Source organism: Cupriavidus sp. 01T418 (assembly GCF_056398885.1).
The window spans coordinates 1-17606 of record NZ_JBFTQG010000057.1; the positions used below are offsets into that span (position 1 = coordinate 1).

The 17606-nt window shown below is 62.3% G+C and carries 16 protein-coding genes and 6 pseudogenes; 13 read left to right on the forward strand and 9 right to left on the reverse strand.

What is annotated here, in order from left to right; genetic code table 11:
- Nucleotides 1-346 (forward strand): annotated as a pseudogene (locus AC1DQ3_RS32315) (transposase); the annotation flags it as partial.
- 162 nt (nt 347-508) lie between these two features.
- Nucleotides 509-1150 (forward strand): annotated as a pseudogene (locus AC1DQ3_RS32320) (IS630 family transposase); the annotation flags it as partial.
- Between the two features lie 21 nt (nt 1151-1171).
- Here AC1DQ3_RS32320 and AC1DQ3_RS32325 read toward each other — a convergent pair.
- The 6 genes and pseudogenes from AC1DQ3_RS32325 to AC1DQ3_RS32350 form a co-directional block, all read right to left on the reverse strand.
- Nucleotides 1172-1525, reverse strand: a complete 354-nt coding sequence (locus AC1DQ3_RS32325) for a hypothetical protein (protein ID WP_477124194.1) — start codon at nt 1523-1525, stop codon at nt 1172-1174.
- Nucleotides 1483-1737: pseudogene (locus tag AC1DQ3_RS32330) on the reverse strand (IS630 family transposase); the annotation flags it as partial. The pseudogene AC1DQ3_RS32330 and the gene AC1DQ3_RS32325, both read right to left, overlap by 43 nt.
- A gap of 302 nt (nt 1738-2039) precedes the next feature.
- Nucleotides 2040-2402 (reverse strand): annotated as a pseudogene (locus tag AC1DQ3_RS32335) (helix-turn-helix domain-containing protein); the annotation flags it as partial.
- Nucleotides 2403-2664: 262 nt separating this feature from the next.
- Nucleotides 2665-3987 carry a PQQ-dependent sugar dehydrogenase gene (locus AC1DQ3_RS32340; RefSeq protein WP_477124195.1) on the reverse strand — a complete coding sequence of 441 codons (1323 nt, stop codon included), beginning with the start codon at nt 3985-3987 and terminating at the stop codon, nt 2665-2667.
- Nucleotides 3988-4117: 130 nt separating this feature from the next.
- Nucleotides 4118-4975, reverse strand: a complete 858-nt coding sequence (locus AC1DQ3_RS32345) for an SDR family oxidoreductase (RefSeq protein ID WP_477124196.1) — start codon at nt 4973-4975, stop codon at nt 4118-4120.
- Nucleotides 4976-5197: 222 nt separating this feature from the next.
- A complete protein-coding gene (locus AC1DQ3_RS32350; RefSeq protein WP_477124197.1) occupies nt 5198-5395 on the reverse strand; it encodes a hypothetical protein in 198 nt (65 codons plus the stop codon).
- Here AC1DQ3_RS32350 and AC1DQ3_RS32355 point away from each other — a divergent pair.
- Both AC1DQ3_RS32355 and AC1DQ3_RS32360 read left to right on the forward strand, forming a co-directional pair.
- Nucleotides 5394-6456: pseudogene (locus AC1DQ3_RS32355) on the forward strand (zinc-binding metallopeptidase family protein); the annotation flags it as partial. The gene AC1DQ3_RS32350 and the pseudogene AC1DQ3_RS32355 sit on opposite strands and share 2 nt — an antisense overlap.
- A 567-nt stretch (nt 6457-7023) precedes the next feature.
- Complete coding sequence (locus tag AC1DQ3_RS32360) at nt 7024-7995, forward strand: cation diffusion facilitator family transporter (protein ID WP_477124198.1); 972 nt, start codon at nt 7024-7026, stop codon at nt 7993-7995.
- A 33-nt stretch (nt 7996-8028) separates the two neighbouring features.
- On the opposite strand, the gene AC1DQ3_RS32365 is transcribed toward AC1DQ3_RS32360, so the two are convergent.
- Nucleotides 8029-8346: a hypothetical protein gene (locus AC1DQ3_RS32365; RefSeq protein ID WP_477124199.1), complete on the reverse strand. Its 318-nt coding sequence runs from the start codon at nt 8344-8346 to the stop codon at nt 8029-8031.
- Between the two features lie 245 nt (nt 8347-8591).
- On the opposite strand from AC1DQ3_RS32365, the gene AC1DQ3_RS32370 reads away from it, so the two are divergent.
- From AC1DQ3_RS32370 to AC1DQ3_RS32385, 4 genes are all read left to right on the forward strand, one after another.
- Nucleotides 8592-8726 (forward strand): hypothetical protein, encoded by a 135-nt coding sequence (locus tag AC1DQ3_RS32370; protein WP_477124228.1) that lies wholly within the window; start codon nt 8592-8594, stop codon nt 8724-8726.
- Between the two features lie 253 nt (nt 8727-8979).
- Complete coding sequence (locus AC1DQ3_RS32375; protein ID WP_477124225.1) at nt 8980-9672, forward strand: transporter; 693 nt, start codon at nt 8980-8982, stop codon at nt 9670-9672.
- Nucleotides 9673-9743: 71 nt separating this feature from the next.
- A complete protein-coding gene (locus AC1DQ3_RS32380; protein WP_477124200.1) occupies nt 9744-9953 on the forward strand; it encodes a hypothetical protein in 210 nt (69 codons plus the stop codon).
- Between the two features lie 25 nt (nt 9954-9978).
- Entirely contained in the window at nt 9979-10185 is a 207-nt protein-coding gene (locus AC1DQ3_RS32385) for a DUF2188 domain-containing protein (protein ID WP_477124201.1), read from the forward strand.
- A gap of 259 nt (nt 10186-10444) precedes the next feature.
- On the opposite strand, the gene AC1DQ3_RS32390 is transcribed toward AC1DQ3_RS32385, so the two are convergent.
- Nucleotides 10445-10648, reverse strand: a complete 204-nt coding sequence (locus tag AC1DQ3_RS32390; RefSeq protein WP_477124202.1) for a BON domain-containing protein — start codon at nt 10646-10648, stop codon at nt 10445-10447.
- Nucleotides 10649-12220: 1572 nt separating this feature from the next.
- On the reverse strand, nt 12221-13078 hold the full coding sequence (locus AC1DQ3_RS32395; protein ID WP_477124203.1) for an SDR family oxidoreductase: 858 nt from the start codon (nt 13076-13078) through the stop codon (nt 12221-12223).
- A gap of 459 nt (nt 13079-13537) precedes the next feature.
- Between AC1DQ3_RS32395 and AC1DQ3_RS32400 the strand changes: the two genes are divergently transcribed.
- The 5 genes and pseudogenes from AC1DQ3_RS32400 to AC1DQ3_RS32420 all read left to right on the forward strand — a co-directional run bounded on the left by AC1DQ3_RS32400 (nt 13538) and on the right by AC1DQ3_RS32420 (nt 17602).
- Nucleotides 13538-14074, forward strand: a complete 537-nt coding sequence (locus tag AC1DQ3_RS32400) for a DUF6496 domain-containing protein (RefSeq protein WP_477124226.1) — start codon at nt 13538-13540, stop codon at nt 14072-14074.
- Nucleotides 14035-14457 carry a PRC-barrel domain-containing protein gene (locus AC1DQ3_RS32405; RefSeq protein WP_477124204.1) on the forward strand — a complete coding sequence of 141 codons (423 nt, stop codon included), beginning with the start codon at nt 14035-14037 and terminating at the stop codon, nt 14455-14457. The genes AC1DQ3_RS32400 and AC1DQ3_RS32405 overlap by 40 nt, the downstream gene beginning before the upstream one ends.
- A 320-nt stretch (nt 14458-14777) precedes the next feature.
- On the forward strand, nt 14778-15320 hold the full coding sequence (locus AC1DQ3_RS32410; protein WP_477124205.1) for a ferritin-like domain-containing protein: 543 nt from the start codon (nt 14778-14780) through the stop codon (nt 15318-15320).
- 480 nt (nt 15321-15800) lie between these two features.
- Nucleotides 15801-16126, forward strand: a pseudogene (locus tag AC1DQ3_RS32415) (IS5/IS1182 family transposase); the annotation flags it as partial.
- Between the two features lie 438 nt (nt 16127-16564).
- Entirely contained in the window at nt 16565-17602 is a 1038-nt protein-coding gene (locus AC1DQ3_RS32420; RefSeq protein WP_477124206.1) for an acyl-CoA dehydrogenase, read from the forward strand.
- Nucleotides 17603-17606 lie beyond the last annotated feature (4 nt).

Consider the following 17606-nt stretch of genomic DNA (forward strand, 5'->3'; position numbering starts at 1 on the left):
TGATGGCGTATCTGGGCCTGGTGCCAAGCGAGCATTCCAGCGGCAAGCGCGAACGACGAGGCGGCATCACCAAGGCCGGCAACAGCCATGTGCGGCGGGTGTTGGTCGAGGCGGCCTGGACTTATCGTCATCCGGCGCGTAAGACGGCCATTCTCCAACGGCGCGCAGAGCGCACCACCGCACAGGTTCAGGAGATTGCCTGGAGTGCGCAGAAACGCTTGTGCCAGCGCTTTCGTCATCTGACTGCTCGCGGCAAACTGCCAGTGCAGGTCTGCACGCGATTGCGCGCGAACTGACGGGATTTATTTGGGCGATCGGCCAGCAGGCAGAGATCGGCGGGCCCTAAGCGAACCAATACAGCGCCAGTGTGTTTGGGCCAGGTCCGGCAGCGGTGGAGAACCCTCGCGGATACTAGGAGGCAACTGGAAACAGCACAACCCTCGAAACTAGACGGAGGCAGCTCCTCGACGAATCATTTGTCATGCGGTAACCAACCCGCGCATATCAGAATGACCCATTGTTCGTGGAGAAGGTGCGCGATATCGTGGGGTTGTACCTCGACCCACCGCTCAAGGCCATGGTGTTGTGCGTTGACGAGAAGAGCCAGATTCAGGCACTGGACCGCACGCAGCCCATTCTGCCGCTGGCGCCAGGCATCCCCGAGCGACGCACGCACGACTACATGCGCCATGGCACGACAACGTTGTTCGCCGCGCTGGACATCGCCACAGGAAAAGTTATCGGCGAGTTGCATCGCAGACATCGCAGCAGTGAGTTCCTGCAGTTTCTACGCACGATCGAAACCAACGTGCCACCCAACCTCGATGTGCATCTCGTCATGGACAACTACGGCACGCACAAGACGCCATCGATCAAGGCTTGGTTCGCTCGCCATCCGCGCTTCCATGTTCATTTCACACCGACCTCCGCCTCATGGATCAATCAGGTGGAGCGCTGGTTTGCAACCATCACCGAACAATACATCCGTCGCGGCACACATCGCTCAACCCGACAACTTGAGCAAGCCATCCGCCAATACCTTGACCTGAACAACGCCAACCCCAAGCCTTTCGTCTGGACGAAGTCCGCCGATGACATCCTCGCCAGCATCAAGCGATTTTGTCTACGAATTTCTGACTCAGGACACTAGTACAACATTCCGTAAATAGATTTAATAATTATCGGGCTGCAAATATGGCTCCAGTAAGGTGATGATCACCTCGGCCATCTCGTCGAGTGTACCGGCGCCTGGCAGAGGTTCCCAACGCCCACTATGGGTACGAAAGGCGGCGCCATAACGATTGCGGCTGAGCTCGGTCAGCCGAGCCACCACCGTCGGCTCCTCGTCGTCCAGACGTTTGATCAGCAGATGACGCCCGTAGGCCTGCGTGACGATCTGCTCGTGGCCGAGCAGGGTGCGTAGTTGCCGCTGCAGTTCGGCAGCGTAATGTTTGGCGGTAAAGCTGGCATGTCGATCCTCGATTACGATGCGCCGGTTTGCAGCGGATAGCCCCGGAAAGTCCATTTGAACGGGCGTGCCGCCTGATTGTGCGCGCGGACAAACTGCTCGGTGCGCTCGCGCAGGTGCGCGGTGCTGGTGTAACTCGCATGGCGCAGCACTCGGCGCGTGTAGCGGGCAAACCAGAGTTCGATCTGATTGACCCAACTCGCGTGCAATGGCGTGAAATGGAAGTGAAACCGCCCATCGTGCCGCGCGTTGAACGCCTGCCAGACCGAAATCGACATACAGCGTGCTATCGTTTTCCATGCTGGCCTCCGTGCCGAAAATCGCCGGGTGTGGCGCTGTCCACACCGTGCGGCTCTGGCAGAAATGCTAACCCGCGTCTGATTCCTCACGGCGGGCCAGCCTCTGCCTCACGGAAATGTTCATAAGGACTCGATCACGGTCGCCTATGCGATCGGTGCAGGCGAGGTTGAACTGCTCGGCAAGACCGGTGCGGACGCACGTCGCCGGCCTCCAGAATGCGCTGCACCTGGCTGCGGCTGATCTGCCCGACGACGCCGCGCTCCATGGCGCGCGTCACAATCTCGTCGAGCGTGGGCGTGACCCGTCCCTCAGGTTCCTGCGTTTCACACGCCAGCGCGATTACCTGTAGCCGCTCCTCGTGCGTGATGCGTGGCGGACGGCCACTGCGCTCGCCCCCGCGAATGCCTTGGGCATCTTGCTGGGCAATCCGCTTGCGCCACAGGCAGACCGTTTGCACCGACACGCCCAGTTCCCGCGCAATGATCGTATTGGAGTGGCCCTCGTGGGCCCACAACACGATTCCGGCGCGCATCACATCTCGCTGCGCAGCCGTCTTGCGTTCGATTAGCGATAGCAGTTCCTGTCTTTCTTTCTTCGCCAGCTTCACTGGCGTTGCATGGCGGCCTCGACTCATCCCGCCATGATATCCGAGGCAATTAATTATTCAACCTATTTACGGGATGTTGTACTAGGCCCGGACAAGCGAGGTGGTAAACCGTACAACTTGTTGGCCGAAGCCATGCGAAAGACGGGGACCTGTGCGCTCGCGCAGTGGGTCTGGAAAAGCAAGCAGTACCACGAAGGACGCAGCGCGGCGTCCGGCGCCAAATCCCCGTTTACTCGGGGGCCAAATTCAACAGCCTGTTAGGCGTTGCCCGCAGTGCGGGGTAGTAGCGCTACTTCGCCGCCGTCACCCGCCAAATTACATTGCCGACATCGTCAGCAACCAGCAGCCCCCCGCGCTTGTCGATCGCCACTCCCACTGGCCGCCCCTGCGCGTTACCGTCCTTGTCGAGAAAGCCCGTGAGCACGTCCGCAGGCGCGCCTGCCGGCTTGCCATTGGCAAACGGGACGAAGATCACCTTATAGCCGCTATGCGGCTTGCGGTTCCACGAGCCATGCTGGCCGACGAACATGCCTTCCTGGAAAGGGGCGGTGAGCGCGTTGCCTTCCGACGAGGTAAGGCCGAGCGATGCCGTGTGCGGGCCCACCGCGTAGTCGGGGATAATGGCCTTGGCTACCCTCTCCGGTTGCTGCGGTTGCACGCGTTCGTCGACATGCTGACCGTAGTAGCTAAAGGGCCAGCCATAGAAGGCGCCGTCTTTCACCGAGGTGATGTAGTCGGGCACGAGGTCGCTGCCGATTTCATCGCGCTCGTTGACTGACGTCCACAGCGCACCGGTGGCAGGTTCCCACGCCATGCCGTTGGGATTGCGCAAGCCACTGGCGAAGATGCGATGCGCGCCGGTATGGGGATCGACTTCCCAGATGGCCGCGCGCCCTTCTTCTTTGTCGATGCCGTTCTCGCCGACATTGCTGTTGGAGCCTACCGTGACGTAGAGCTTGCTGCCGTCGTTGCTGGCGATGATGTTCTTGGTCCAGTGGTGGTTGATGGGACCAGCCGGCAAGTCGACCACTTTAACGCCGGGCTGAGTGATCTCTGCCTGGCCCGCCACGTACGGAAAACGCAACACGCCATCCGTGTCGGCCACATAGAAATCATTGCCCACCAGCACCATGCCGAAAGGCGAATTCAGGTCCTTGAGGAAGACCGAGCGCATATCCGCTACGCCATCGCCATCGGTGTCGCGCAGCAGCGTAATGCGATTGGCGCTTGGCTCGCCGGCGCCCGCCCGCTTCATCACCTGCTTCATCATCCAGCCCCGAATGCCCTTGCCGTCGTCCGGCTTGGGCGGCGCATTAGTCTCCGCCACCAGCACATCGCCATTGGGCAGCACATAGATCCAGCGCGGATGGTCCAACTTGTCAGCGAACGCCGCGACGGACAAGCCGTCCGCTGCAACCGGCTTGGCGCCATCGGGCCAGCCTTTCGCGGGAGCGATCTCCACTGTGGGCAGCATGGTCTTGATCGGCGCCGGCAGCCGCGGATTCAGGCCGGTGCCGGCGGAGACCGGGAGGGTCGCGGTGTCGCCGCATGCCGCAAGCCCGGCGGCCACCAGCGCGCTGAGAGACAAGATGGACAAGCGCTGCAAAGACATGATCGGTCCTCCGGCAATAAGCCGCGGCGCCGCGGCGACGTGCACTACGCGGTGTATTGTAGGACGTATGCGTGGCCGCGCCTGTCGGCGGATCGGCAGCCGCGCTGTAGGGACAATGGTGGCCGCGCGCTCAACCGTTGACCACTTCGCCGCCGTTGATGTGCAAGATCTGCCCGGTGATGTAACTGGCGGCGTCCGAGGCCAGAACGACGTAGCCCGCAGCTACCTCGAACGGCTGGCCGGGCCGACCCATTGGGGTCTTCTTGCCAAACTCGGCCACTTCCTCGGCCGGAAACGTGGAAGGAATCAATGGCGTCCAGATGGGGCCGGGCGCCACGCCATTGACACGGATGCCGCGTTCGACTACCTGCAGCGCCAGCGACCGCGTGAACGACACGATGGCACCCTTGGTCGCCGAGTAGTCGAGCAGATGCGCGCTGCCGCGATAGGCGGTGACGGAGGTCGTATTGACAATGGCCGCCCCTTTCTTCAGATGCGGCAGCACGGCACGTGTCAGGTGGAACATGGCGAAGACGTTGGTGCCGAAGGTCGATTCCATCTGCTCCGCATCGACCTCTTCAAGCAACGCCTGCGGGTGCTGCTCGGCGGCATTGTTGATCAGGATATCGATCTTGCCGTACTGCTTAAGCACGTCCTGCACCACAGCTTCGGCGTGGGCCTTGTCCGCCAGGTCGCCGGCAATGGCCACGCACTTGTGGCTGCTTTGCTCCACCAGCGTGACGGTTTCTCTCGCATCGCTGTGCTCGTTGAGATAGGCAAACGCAATATCCGCGCCTTCGCGTGCAAACGCCACCACGATGGCGCGGCCGATGCAGCTGTCGCCGCCGGTGACCAACGCGACCCGTCCAGCCAGGCGGCCACTACCGACGTAGTCATCGGCGCCGCTGTCCGGCTTCGGGCGCATGCTGCTTTCCAGGCCCGGCCGGCGTTGCTGATGCTGCGGCGGAGGATTCTTCAGCGTAGGCACGAGGTGCTCCTTTGTGATTCGAATGCAGGCATGCGCTGGGGCGCAATTTCCATGCCGCTAGCCGAGTGTGCCATTTGTGCCATTGCTTCGCATCGGTGCTCGTGTGCAAGGTCCGGCACCAGGCACATTTTTTGCGGATCGAAGCATTGATCAAACGATCCGTAAGCGTCACCACATAGGAGTTCGACGATGACAGACAAGATTGTCAGGCCCAGTGCGAAGCTACAGGCGAAGTCCGGTGGCCGCAACCATATCGAGCAGCCGGGAGAAGGCCGCAAAACCACGCAGCCGGGTGAGCGCGACCCGCAAAGCGAACAGCTGGCGGATCCGATTGAGCCCTCCCGCGGGCACATGCTGCAGCGCTAGCGGCAGCAGCCGGTGGGGCGTGTAAATATTCTTCGCCTGGTAAAGGAATTCCATGAAGACCTTTCACTGCGATAGTTGCTCCAATCTGGTTTTTTTCGAGAACGTCACCTGTGAGCGATGCCATTGCGCTGCTTGGCTATGTCTACAACATCTCGCAGATTTGCGCGTTCGAACCGGCGCAAGGTAACCTGTTGCGCAGCTTGAATGCCGTTGCGCAAGACAAGAAGCTCTACAAGCAATGCCAGAATTACGCTGTAGAAGGTGTATGCAACGGGATGATTCCGGCCAATTCGGAAGACGTACTTTGCGAGTCATGCAAGCTGACGCGCACCAGGCCATGTTTGGATAGGCCTAATAACCGGCTCTACTGGGCCCGGCTTGAGGCCGCCAAGCGCCGCGTGCTCTATACACTTGATGCCCTGCGTCTGCCCTACGTATCCCGCGAAGCCGAACCGGAATTCGGATTGCAATTCGACTTCCTGGAAGACCTTGGCGAGGCGCGCGTGATGACCGGGCACGACAACGGCCTCATCACCATGAACATTGCCGAGGCTGACGACGCCCATCGGGAAAAGACGCGTTCGCTGATGGGCGAGCCGTACCGCACGTTGCTGGGCCACTTCCGGCATGAGATCGGCCACTATTATTTCGATCGCCTGATCGCCGGCACCCATTGGCAGGCACCGTTTCGCGAGCGCTTTGGCGATGAGCGCGCGGACTATGGCGAAGCCTTGAAGGCGCACTACGATCAGGGCGCGCAGCAGGGCTGGGAGCAGAACTATGTCAGCGCCTACGCGGCCATGCACCCGTGGGAGGACTGGGCCGAAACCTGGGCACACTATCTCCACATCGTCGGCACCATAGACACCGCCGTGGCATGCGGCCTTGCGCTCAAGCCAGGCACTGCAGGAGAGCCCACCCTGACGGACCAGACGCCGGTCGAGAATGCCAGCTTCCGAAGCCTGATGAACCGGTGGTTTCCGCTTACCTACGTGCTCAACAGCCTGAACCGGAGCATGGGCATGCATGATGTCTACCCGTTCGCGCTGAGCCCTGTGGCGGTCGATAAGCTGCGTTTCGTGCATGACGTGGTGTCGGCAGGGCCGAAGGCCGCATTGCCATATACGCCGTCTCCCGGCGATGTCAGGGAAGCGGGGCGCTCAGCCCCTGGCCCAACTTGCGTAGCGGGCTACCACGGCAACAGGCCCGGAGCGGGGGCCCGCCTAGCTTGCCATCCTTCGGATGGAAGGACCTAGGTTAGTTGCTTATGTGGACGCCTCCCGGACTGCAAGCTGATTGACATGGTGGTCGACAGGTGAAGGCAGCACGCTTATGTCCGGCCCGTTTGTGCAGGCCGTACAGCCTGCTGGCCCATATGGAATTCGCTGACGAGGTCCTGGTTTTCCTCGTCTCGGTCCAACGTGTTAGCCATCATGCGGGCGCGAGCGAGTGGCCTCACTTGGCCACCGGCACGCGATCGGAGCCGTTGGCCGTGGTATGGGTCTTGCGCCCGATACTTGGCGAAAGGCCATCCAAGGTGCTTCAGCCGCCTGACGGGATTCGGCCATGCGGCCGGGGGCATGCACTGCTTGCCAGATGCATGTGCGCACCCTTACCCTGACTGGCAGCCGGCAATTCATACAAAACATGTAAAACCGGGAGAGCAACATGGTGAAGCCGCGATGGCAAAAGTCCCGATAGTCATCTATGGCGCGATCGCGGCAAATATAGCCATCGCAATCACGAAATTTATTGCCGCCAGCGCCACGGGCAGTTCCGCCATGATGTCCGAAGCTATCCACTCTGCAGTAGACACAGGCAATGAACTGATCCTGCTGGTGGGGTTGGTACGCAGCCGACAGCTACCGGATATTGAACACCCATTCGGCTACGGCAAGGAGTTGTACTTCTGGACTCTGATCGTTGCGGTACTGATCTTTGGGCTCGGCGGCGGCGTCTCAGTCTACGAAGGAGTGCTGCACATCCGGCACCCGGAGCCGCTGCGGGATCCGCATTGGAACTACATCGTCTTGGGCTGTGCTGCCATTTTCGACGGAGCCAGCTTCGCGATCGCGCTACGCGAGATCTTCCATGAGAAGGAAGAGGAGTCGCTCTGGACCGCCATCCATGCCAGCAAGGACCCCACGACCTTTACCGTGCTCGCGGAGGACGGTGCGGCGCTGGTGGGGCTCTTGATCGCGGCTACAGGCGTTTACACCAGCCATCGGCTGGACGAGCCAGCGCTCGATGGTGTGGCTGCCGTCGCGATTGGTATCTTGCTGGCGGGCGTGGCTTCCGTTTTGATCTCGGAAAGCCGCAGCTTGCTGGTCGGTGAAGGTGTCGACCGGGAGATGGTGCGCGCCATCCAGATATTGGCGCAGGATGACCCGGCGGTGGTCTCTGCCGCGAATCCCCTCACCATGCACCTTGGGCCTGCGGAGGTCCTCGTTACGCTCGATGTACGCTTCGCTGATGGCGCATCGAGTTACGAGATCGCGATGGCCGTAGAACGCATTGAGGGTCAGATTCATGCTCGATTCAGCGAGGTGAAACGCATCTATATCGAGGCACGGCTGCTGAGTGCCGCCGCGCATGAGGGTCCGCCGGCGGCGCCACCGGGGTCGGCGAGGTCGGCGGGGAAGGCAACGACATGAGCTTCCGACCGCGCCGGAATACCAAAGCGGTCATCATGTCGAGCACACCGTCTTGTCGTCCAGGATTTTCTCGCGCCTGTCGGCCGAAGCCATTGCCAGCGCGGCACGCACGGTCTTGGGCACATGGCGATAGGTCAGGATGCAAAGCTGCGGTGCAGCGCTGTCGGCAAGGTGTGGGCACACGGTTGCAAGTTGGCCCTGGCAGGTTTTCTCTTCCTCGAGACAAAACCAACAAGTCCTGCCCATCGGTATCGTTCCGGTATTGTGCCTCCCTCGCTGGCTTCGGGAAGGCCACGCAAGCCCTGCCGCCTCCGACTTCTCAAGGTCGCGGTCAAACACGAGCGCTTTCATCGAGCTCTGCTAACGCACTGAAGCGAACACGCTACTCTCAGCCCGCAACGATGGATAGAGAGCTTGCGCGTATTCCTCCGCAGTGGCCCTTGTGGAAATCCGCTTCGGCTGCCCTCGCATGACGCCACCGCTCGACAAGAGACAAGCATACCATCCGGTCCCCACCGGGCCGTAGATTGCGACTTTTCCCGTGACGGCCACGCCACGGAGGGAGACTACGCTTTTACAGTTAGGCGATAGACCAAATGGACCACATGATGATGACGGCAAACCTTGGCAGCATTGTCCTTACCGCGGCCGATCTGCTGGCGCTTCGGGGTCTCGGAATTCCGCATCTGGGTTGTCTCATTCAAGGACGCGATGCCGCATCCTTCAGCTGATTTCCTGATGCCACTATGGTGGACGCTGGGCATCTGCCTGGTGGTGCTCACACTTAGCAGCTTCGGTGAAGTGGTTCGGCGCGCCATGGAGATGAGCGGCCGGCCGGTCGGAGAGCTGGCGGTGGTGCTGCCTGCGGTTTTTTCGAAGACTCACTTTGGGCGGGTGTGGCTGCTCCGGCCTGTCGCACTGGTGGTGCTATGGCCTGGCTGGGGACGAAGACGCCGCCTCGACTCGCCAGGCTCCTCGGCCGCGATGTTGGCGGCGGCCTGCCTGATTGCAGCCAGCCGAAGCTTGTCGGGCCATGCAGCCGACTGGGGCGATATCACGCTCCCTGAGCTGGTGGACTGGACGCATTTGCTAGCCGTATCCCTTTGGGACGGCAGTCTCAGGCCCAAGCCCTTGCCGAGCCGAGCCAGGCCGTGCGGTTCGGGCCCCAGCGGATCGAAGGCCCCCAGGAAGACGGCCTCCATCAGCAGCAGCGCGGTCCTGGGCGCATCCCTCGCCATTCCGACAGGACGCTACAACGCATCGCCAACACCCGACATAGGCACTGGCAATTTCTATACGCTGCGGGCGGCGGTGCGAGTGGCCTACCTGCCAACGCCGGATATCGCTCTCGCGGCAAAGATGACCTTGGGCCTGAATACGAAGAATCTGGACAATGGACTCCATAGCGGAAACTGGATGGGATTGGAGACGCGGCGGCATACCAGACCGGGATTGGCGTATTCGGACTGCACACCCTCTTCGCTAAACAGTGCCAGGACGACTCGAACAATTCCTGGGGCCCGAGCCGCTACCGATCGCTCAATGCCGGTGCGTTCTATACCGCGACGGTACCTGGCATTGACCCTGCTGCCAACCTTCGCGTTTCGCGAAGTGGTTGTCGCCACATTAACGCTCCGACGCGAAGGGAATAAGGTAGAGGTGCCGTCTACTAGGTAGGACAGTGCCCGATGGCATTTTTTACAAGCCTCTCCTATCCCTTTAGGCATCCCCCTCAAGAGACAGCTGAGATGCGACGAGATATTGTGGTTTGTGCAGCGCGCGCCGGTTGGGTCTTGAAAACATGCGGCGCGGCCACTGCGATCCTGGAATTTGAAGAAGCAGGCGAAGCGTTAAGTGTCGGAAGCGCCATAGCTGCCCGCAACGGCGTGGACCTGATCGTCGAGGAACCTGGCGGCCTGCAGCGGTATGTCCGGCAGTCACCCCTATTGGCGGCGTGACCGAAGTTGTTTTCTAAAGATCGCCATGACACAGAAAGGCAATTTTCACGTCATACCTCATGACACAGGCTGGGACGTCAAGCAGGAAGGGGCGTTGCATGCACGATTCCACTATGAAACCCAGGAGGACGCGATCCAAGCTGGGAGCGCGTTCGCCCAGCGCGAGAATGTGGAATTGCTGGTGCACGGTAGCGATGGTCATATCGTCTTCAAAACTGGCCCCGACAACTGAACACCTCGATCGCGACGCCACGGACTCATGTTCAAGAGGCGCACCTCTGCGACGCATGCCCTCTGGCAGGGTGAATACCCCCGCAGGCCGGACCTCTCCCCCTTCGCCCCGTCGGTCCCCGCCAGGCATCGGCGGGGCGCTTTTCTTGTCAAAAGCGGTCAGGGACCGCTCGTACCAGCGCGACTATTTGCCGACGACCTGCAGTCCGTCCACCACGGATTGCACGCCCTCTCCACGGCGCGGACCGCGTTCAAGGCTGTCAGCTTCTCTGAATCGCTTTAAGATGCACGACACCATTTTCAGTTCTCACGCGAATTCCAGTTGGTCGGAGTCCCTTCGCGGCAAGGAGTCCAGCTTTAACCTTCATGGTGATCGTGTTGTCGTTGAGCTTCGTCGCTAATTCGGAAGCCGGCGGCTTGCCGTCAAAGTCGGGACGCCCCGGCATTCCGGATGGGCTGTTCATGGGCGGGAACGCTATCTGATGCGGCAAGTGTGGCTGCATCCGCAAGGCTAGTGCTAGTGGCATCGCACACTGCACAGCAATCCAACAACGCTAGCGAGGCGTACCTTTGGGATTAATTTCAGTACTGTTTCCTGTTGGTACTTCGGTAGGCCGCAGCGCTTAGCGGCCTGCTCACACCGCTCCCCCGCGCGCTCTATCCACTGTCGCCAAGAGGCGTTGAACGACCGCCTATGTGGGCACGCAGGTGAGGCGCGCCACTGTCTGCCCGGATCGCCAGTGGCGGCGCTGGGCGCATCCGGCGATGCAAAACAGCCAGCGGCGACCAAGTCGGCCGGTGTCATCCCGTGTCGTTGACGCCGGCGGGCATCGGTAAAGCGCGGAGGCCCTGCCGCTCGGCCGGAGTCCGCTCGTGCTGGGCCAGCTGGATGTGAACCACGTGATCGCTTCCGCGCGCTCCCGTCAAATGCCAGAACCTGACCTCGACTCGCCGCGCGTCTGTCGTGGCGCAGCTGGCGCGAATCCGGCCGCGCAGGCATCCCATGGACCACGTTTATGGGATAACCTAGCCTTTCCCCGGGCCGTGCGTCCCGGAACAGTGCCTTCCGGGTCTAGACCGCAGTATCGCGAAGGGGCATCCGGGCGCCATCGCTGCCTTCCGCTCGGCGTTCGGGCGAATGCCGAGTGGTTGCAGATGTATTCTTCCGGCGATGTACCGGCGTTCTTTCGGACCTTCAGGCCACTCGCCAAGAGACGTCTGTATCTCGGATGCGTTGCGGCACGCCGTGATCATTGTGAAGACGAAGAGTCCGGGAGGCCGTCGCAGCCAGCTGACCCCTTTTGGAATTGCCCTCATCGAGGAGTTCGACAAGATCGATTCAGCTTGCCGAACCGCGGCCCAGCGAGGAATCGCGGCGATCAGAAGGCAGATTGACAGAGCGCCAAACGCTTTTTCCTCTGAGTGACCAGACAGGCAAAGAAGAGCCCTCCGGCCAAAGAGTGGTCGGAGTTGAATACCAAAAGTGGGTCGGTATCGGCGTATCAGCAATATAGTTAAAAAATGCTTGCGATTGCTCGCAAGTGCATCGTCGCACGTGGGGGCGGACTCGCTCAGTGCCGCTCTCCGGCAGGTATGGAGATGCCTAACCGGGCACGAAGGCGAAAGCGGGAGGCAGAAGGCTGCCACCCATCCACGCTAAAGGCGGTAAGCTGGCGGCAGTCGGCACTTCACGAGCGCAAAGGGATCGCGAATCCGGTTTTCCGAACCCTTCATGCGTGCCTCGTCGCACCGCACCAGGTAGGCTGCATTGACCACCACATCCGGGTAGGACACCGCGCCAGGCGTGGCGCCGCGCGAGCGGGATGGTGCTGGCGGACTGCGGCACCAAATTTTGCTCGGGAACACAGGGTCATGTTGTCATCGTTGCGTGAGAGATCACCATCACAGACTGCTATCGGATGTGTTCCGGCATAGGCATGCATCCACGTAGCGCGTAGAAGTGAGCAGTCGACCAACAACCTTCCAGTAGCAAAATGGCCCAAGCTGGGGCAGGCTACACGCGCCGGCTTGCTTTGTTAGCCATTGACAATCTCGCCCCCATTGATGTGCAGGATCTGCCCGGTGATATAGCTGGCCGCGTCCGACGCCAGGAACACGAAGCCCGCCGCTACCTCGAACGGCTGGCCCGGCCGCCCCATCGGTGTCTGCTTGCCGAATTTCGCCACTTCCTCGGCAGCGAAGGTCGACGGGATCAGCGGGGTCCAGATCGGGCCTGGCGCGACGCCGTTGACGCGGATGCCGCGCTCCACCACCTGCAGCGCCAGCGAACGCGTGAACGACACGATCGCACCCTTGGTGGCGGAGTAATCGAGCAGGTGCTCGCTGCCGCGATACGCGGTCACCGAGGTGGTGTTCAGGATCGACGCGCCGGCGTTGAGGTGCGGTAGCACGGCGCGCGTCAGGTGGAACATCGCAAACACGTTGGTGCGGAAGGTGGCCTCCACCTGGCTGGCGTCAACCTCTTCCAGCGAGGCCTTGGGGTGCTGCTCTGCAGCGTTGTTGACCAGGATGTCGAGCTTGCCGTACTGCTGCAGCGTCTGCCGCGCCACCGCTTGGGCATGCGCATGATCAGCCAGGTCGCCGGCAATCGCCAAGCATTTGCGCCCGGCTGCCTCGACCAGTTCGACAGTTTCGCGCGCGTCGGCATGCTCGTTGAGATAGGCGATGGCGACATCGGCGCCTTCGCGCGCAAAGGCCACCGCAATGGCGCGGCCGATGCCGCTGTCGCCGCCAGTGACCAGCGCCAGCCGTCCGTTGAGCCGGCCGCTGCCGACGTAATCATCCGCCCCACTGTCCGGTTGCGGGCGCATCGGAGCCTCCAGGCCGGGCTGGCGCGGCTGGTGCTGGGGCGGGACGCTCTGGGGTGTGGACATGGCCGTCTCCTGTCTGCAAGGCCGGGGCTCGGCCCATACAAGGGTGCCCGGGTAGCGCGCAAGTTCCATGCCGCAAACGGGACGGCGACGCCCACCCCGGCAGCCGCCGCTGCCGCTGCCGGCCTGCCGCGTCGCCCGTAATCTTTACATTAACCGGCAATCCTTACAGCACGCCGCGCTGCCAGGCTGCGTCACAGCGTTGGGGGCACGGATTTTGCGGCGATTGGTAGGCATCAACGTTATTGGTAGGCACAACGTTAACGGTTCCGGCGCGCCGCGCACTGCCTCGCCAGGCGGTGCGGACAGCGCCACGCCGCACAACCAGGAACGCAAACATGTTCAACTTCCGCGATGACCGCGGCAGCCGCAGCCGCCCCGGAGCGGAGCGCCGCGAACGCGGTCCGGCGCAACGGATGCACGACGAGAGCCGGGGCAGCAGCTCGGAAGACTGGAGGCGGGATGGGGCGAGGATTGGCACGCAGGGCTCCGACCACCCAGGCCGGCCATTTCGTTCACGACGAGATCGACGCCGTGCGCAAGGGTAAGCACGGCGTACGCTCGGCCAAGCAGGCCATCGCGATCGGTTTATCGGAGGCGCGCCGCGCTGGCGTGGATGTGCCGCCGAAGAAGGCTGCGACCAAGGCAGAGACCAAGTCCGCCGCCGCCAAGGCAGGCGCCACAAAGGCCGCGCCGCGACGGGCCAATTCAGAAAGCACGGCCAAGCGCGCCAGCGCTGCTTTGAAGGCGCTCAAGCGCGAAAGCACCGTCGGGGCTTCGCCCAAGGCGCTGTCCGCCCAAGCCAAGCGCGCGGCAGCCACGCGTACTGCGGCGGAACGTTCCGCTGCCGCCAAGAAGGCCGCCAGCACCAAGGGTGCCGCCGGCCGCTCCAAAGTCGTGCGGGCACACACATTGCATGTGCCGAGCATTCTCCCCCCATTTAACCGAAGGAGCACAACATGCAAACGCATACCCCAAGCACCCAGGGCGCCGCCATAGTCGGTTCCGGCGTGGGAGCTGGCCCCGGGCCGGAAGTCATGGCCGCATCCAGCCTTGATGGCACCAAGGCGTTTTCGTCCGACGGCGAGCACGTCGGCAAGATCTCGGAAATCATGCTAGACGTACGGCGTGGGTGCATCGCTTACGCAGTGCTGACGACTGGTGGTTTCCTGGGTATTGGCGATACGCTCCACGCGATTCCGTGGAGCGCACTTGTCATGGATACCGATGAGAAATGCTTCCGCATCGCCACGACTGCCGAGCTCATCAAGGCCGATCCGGGCTTCAATAAGGACCGTTGGCCGAGCATGGCAGACGAACAGTGGGGTCTGACAGTGCATGCATACTACGGTCAGAGTCCCTACTGGAACAGGCCGCTGTAATGCCGCACTCGGCCCGCAAATATGCTCGCGACCCGCAGCAGAGAGTTGCCTGAGCGGCATAGCGGCACGCTGCGGCTTTGTGATCAGGCCAGAGATCTCTCGGTGTTTGAGCCTTGGTCATATCGACCTTTAGGCGACAGGAGGCCCCCCATGGCGTTCCAACCTGTGCGGTAAGTCCTGTCGTAAGGTCAACCCAATCCACGGAAGGCTTTCAACTCGCCCTTGTCGGTGCTCGTCAAGGGCCTTTTGACTTCCTTGGGAAAACTCATTTCCCTACGAGGTGCTGCGCTGACGCAGCCCCGTCCCACCAGGAGCCCTTTATGACCGATAAACCGTTTCTTACAGACGTCAAGACCCTGCGTGAGCGTGCCCGCCAGCATATCGACGACGGCGCGGTGACCGCGGGTTACGGCGCAGACCGCGAGACCGTGCTGAAGCTGCTCAACGACGCGCTGGCCACCGAGATCGTCTGCGTGCTGCGTTATCGCCGCCACTACTATATGGCCAAGGGGCCCAACTCGAAAAGCGTGGCCGATGAATTCCTGGCCCACTCCAATGAGGAACAAGGCCATGCCGACCAGATTGCCGAGCGCATCGTCCAACTGGGCGGCGAGCCCGACTTTGCCCCGGACGGCCTCGCCAGCCGATCGCACGCGGAATATGTGGCGGGCACCTCGCTGACCGAAATGATCAAGGAGGACCTGGTGGCCGAGCGGATCGCCATTGACAGCTACCGGGAAATCATCCGGTTCCTGGGCGAGCGTGATCCGACCTCGCGCCGGATGATGGAAGGCATCCTCGCCGTCGAAGAGGAGCATGCCGACGAGATGGCCGACCTGCTGAGCCGGCATTCCGGCGGCTGAGCGCGGGATTGCCGCGCACTTGATATTGGTCAAGCCGCGGCGGCGGCCGAGCCGATAAGATGGAGATGGGGCGCTCTTCCTGGCTTGTCTATCCGTTTCCAGAATAGAAACTTGGGCCCGCACCGGCTTGCCGGTGCGGGCGCTGCCGCAAGCGGCTCGTGGTCAGCAATCTCGATGATTACGGGAACCTGACGGATCCGGGCTTCCTCGAATCGACCTGATCGACGCCATAGGCGCGGAAGCGCGATCCTCGTTGGGCAACGACGAGGGCACGGTCACAATCGCCGGGCGCCCACCGCGCTGCGTAAGGAAGGTGCTCAGGTGAGCGAAGGCGGCTCGCCGTACGATCCCTCGTTCGTGGCGATCAGCATCGTCGGCCGCCAGGGCATCTGCTGCCGCTTTGACGAACCGCTTGCTAACCACCTGGTTAGCCAATAAGCCGGTCAAGCCGCGACTGCGGGCCGGCATCCATTGGCGGCGACGGCGCGTAGCCACGTGGCAATTGCCACGCGTGATGCACAACCGTCAATTCCGCCGCGCGAGGGAGCGATGCCATGGCCCGAGAGCATGCGCGGCGCCCCATGGCGCAACGAGGCCATTGACGTCATTGCCCGAAGCGGCCGGCGCGAATGGAAAAAGTCCTGCGGCTATCACCGGCGTTCGCTGGCCGAGAACTTGATGTACCAGCTCAAGACGCTCACCGCCAATCGCTTGTGGGCACGCGAGGTCGGGTCGCAGGCGACCGAGGTGGCGATCCGCGTAGGCGTGCTGAACCGCTCGCTCGCCCTCAGTCCGTCCGCATCGCAGTATTCAAGACCACCAGAGCCCCATTAGCTTCAAACTCAAGCGTCGGCGCAAGACCAAGCCGCCTGCCAGACGCGGTGATGCGTGCCGAACAGATTCCCCACACCGTGTCGGAGGAACGAGGACGTATGATTCGGCGTTTGCCTGAACGAGAGATCATATCGCCGGCGGTAGATTGGAGAAACGAACATTCTTCAGGAGGCAATCATGAAACGCGGCTATATCATCGCCCTTGCACGTCGTCACGCATCATGCCCCGGTGATGGATTGGCATCGGGACCGCTATTGGGACGGTCATCGTTGGTGGTCACGCAAGGAGTGGAATGAGCACCGTCACGGCCGTCACCATGATGAGAATCATCACCATGATTAGGCCGACTGAGAGAGGCGGGATCACTCGCCTACGCTCCAGAGGCGGCATCGATTCCCAGTGAACAGCCGTGGACAGCGAACATTCCGCAGCCAGTATCCAGAGCCTGATAGACGCGTTCACACCGCGTGAGGGGATCCCCTTGCCGGGGCAAGGGCGGACGCTGGAGCGGTGGAAACTGCTGTCAAACGTGGCCGCGGCGCATGGCGCGGTTGCGATCAAGCTCTTTGAAGCCCATGCGGACGCGCTTGCGATTCTAGCGGAGGTCGAGCAGGCCATCCCCGCGCCCGGCACCAATTGGGCGGTATGGGCGGCCGAGCCACCCGACGCACGCGTCCGGATGTCCACCGTCCCGGGCGGTCACGGCCAGGCACACCGTGCGCTCGCCGCGAGCGCGGGGATGGCGGGCCATGCCGCGCCAGTCCGGCTGCACGGCCGCAAGGCGTGGTGCTCGGGCGCCAATCAGGTATCGCACGCGCTGCTGACTTGTTGGGACGAAGCCGGTGCTGCCCGCCTGGTTGCCATCGATCTCCATGCGCCAGGCGTTACGGTCACTACCGATGGCTGGCATGCGGTAGGCATGCGCGATACGTGCAGCGGCGACGTCGTGATGGAACACTGCGCGGCCCTTTGCCTGGGCGGCCCCGGCGCCTACTATGACCGCCCAGGCTTCTGGCAGGGTGGCGCGGGCATCGCAGCTTGCTGGTATGGGGCGGCGATACCGTTGGCGCTCGCCGTGCTTGGTATCGTGCAGTGCCGCAAGGATCCTCATGCGGCTGCGCACCTGGCAGCCATCGACGGGGAGTTGCACGCCGCGGCAGCATTGCTGCGCGAAACAGCGGCGTGGATCGATGACAATCCGGCGGGGGACGCCTTCGCTGCGGCCATGCGCGTGCGCGCGGTGGTGGAAGGCGCGGTACAGCGTGCGATCCATCGCGCCGGCAATGTACTGGGTGCCGGCCCGCTCTGTCGCAACGACCGGCTGGCCAGGCTGTATGCCGACCTGCCGGTATTCATGCGCCAGAGCCACGCGGAACGCGACCTGGCGGCGTTGGGTGAGCGGCTTGCGCAAGGCGCTGTCGACCATGGATTCGACGCTTCGCTATGACCCC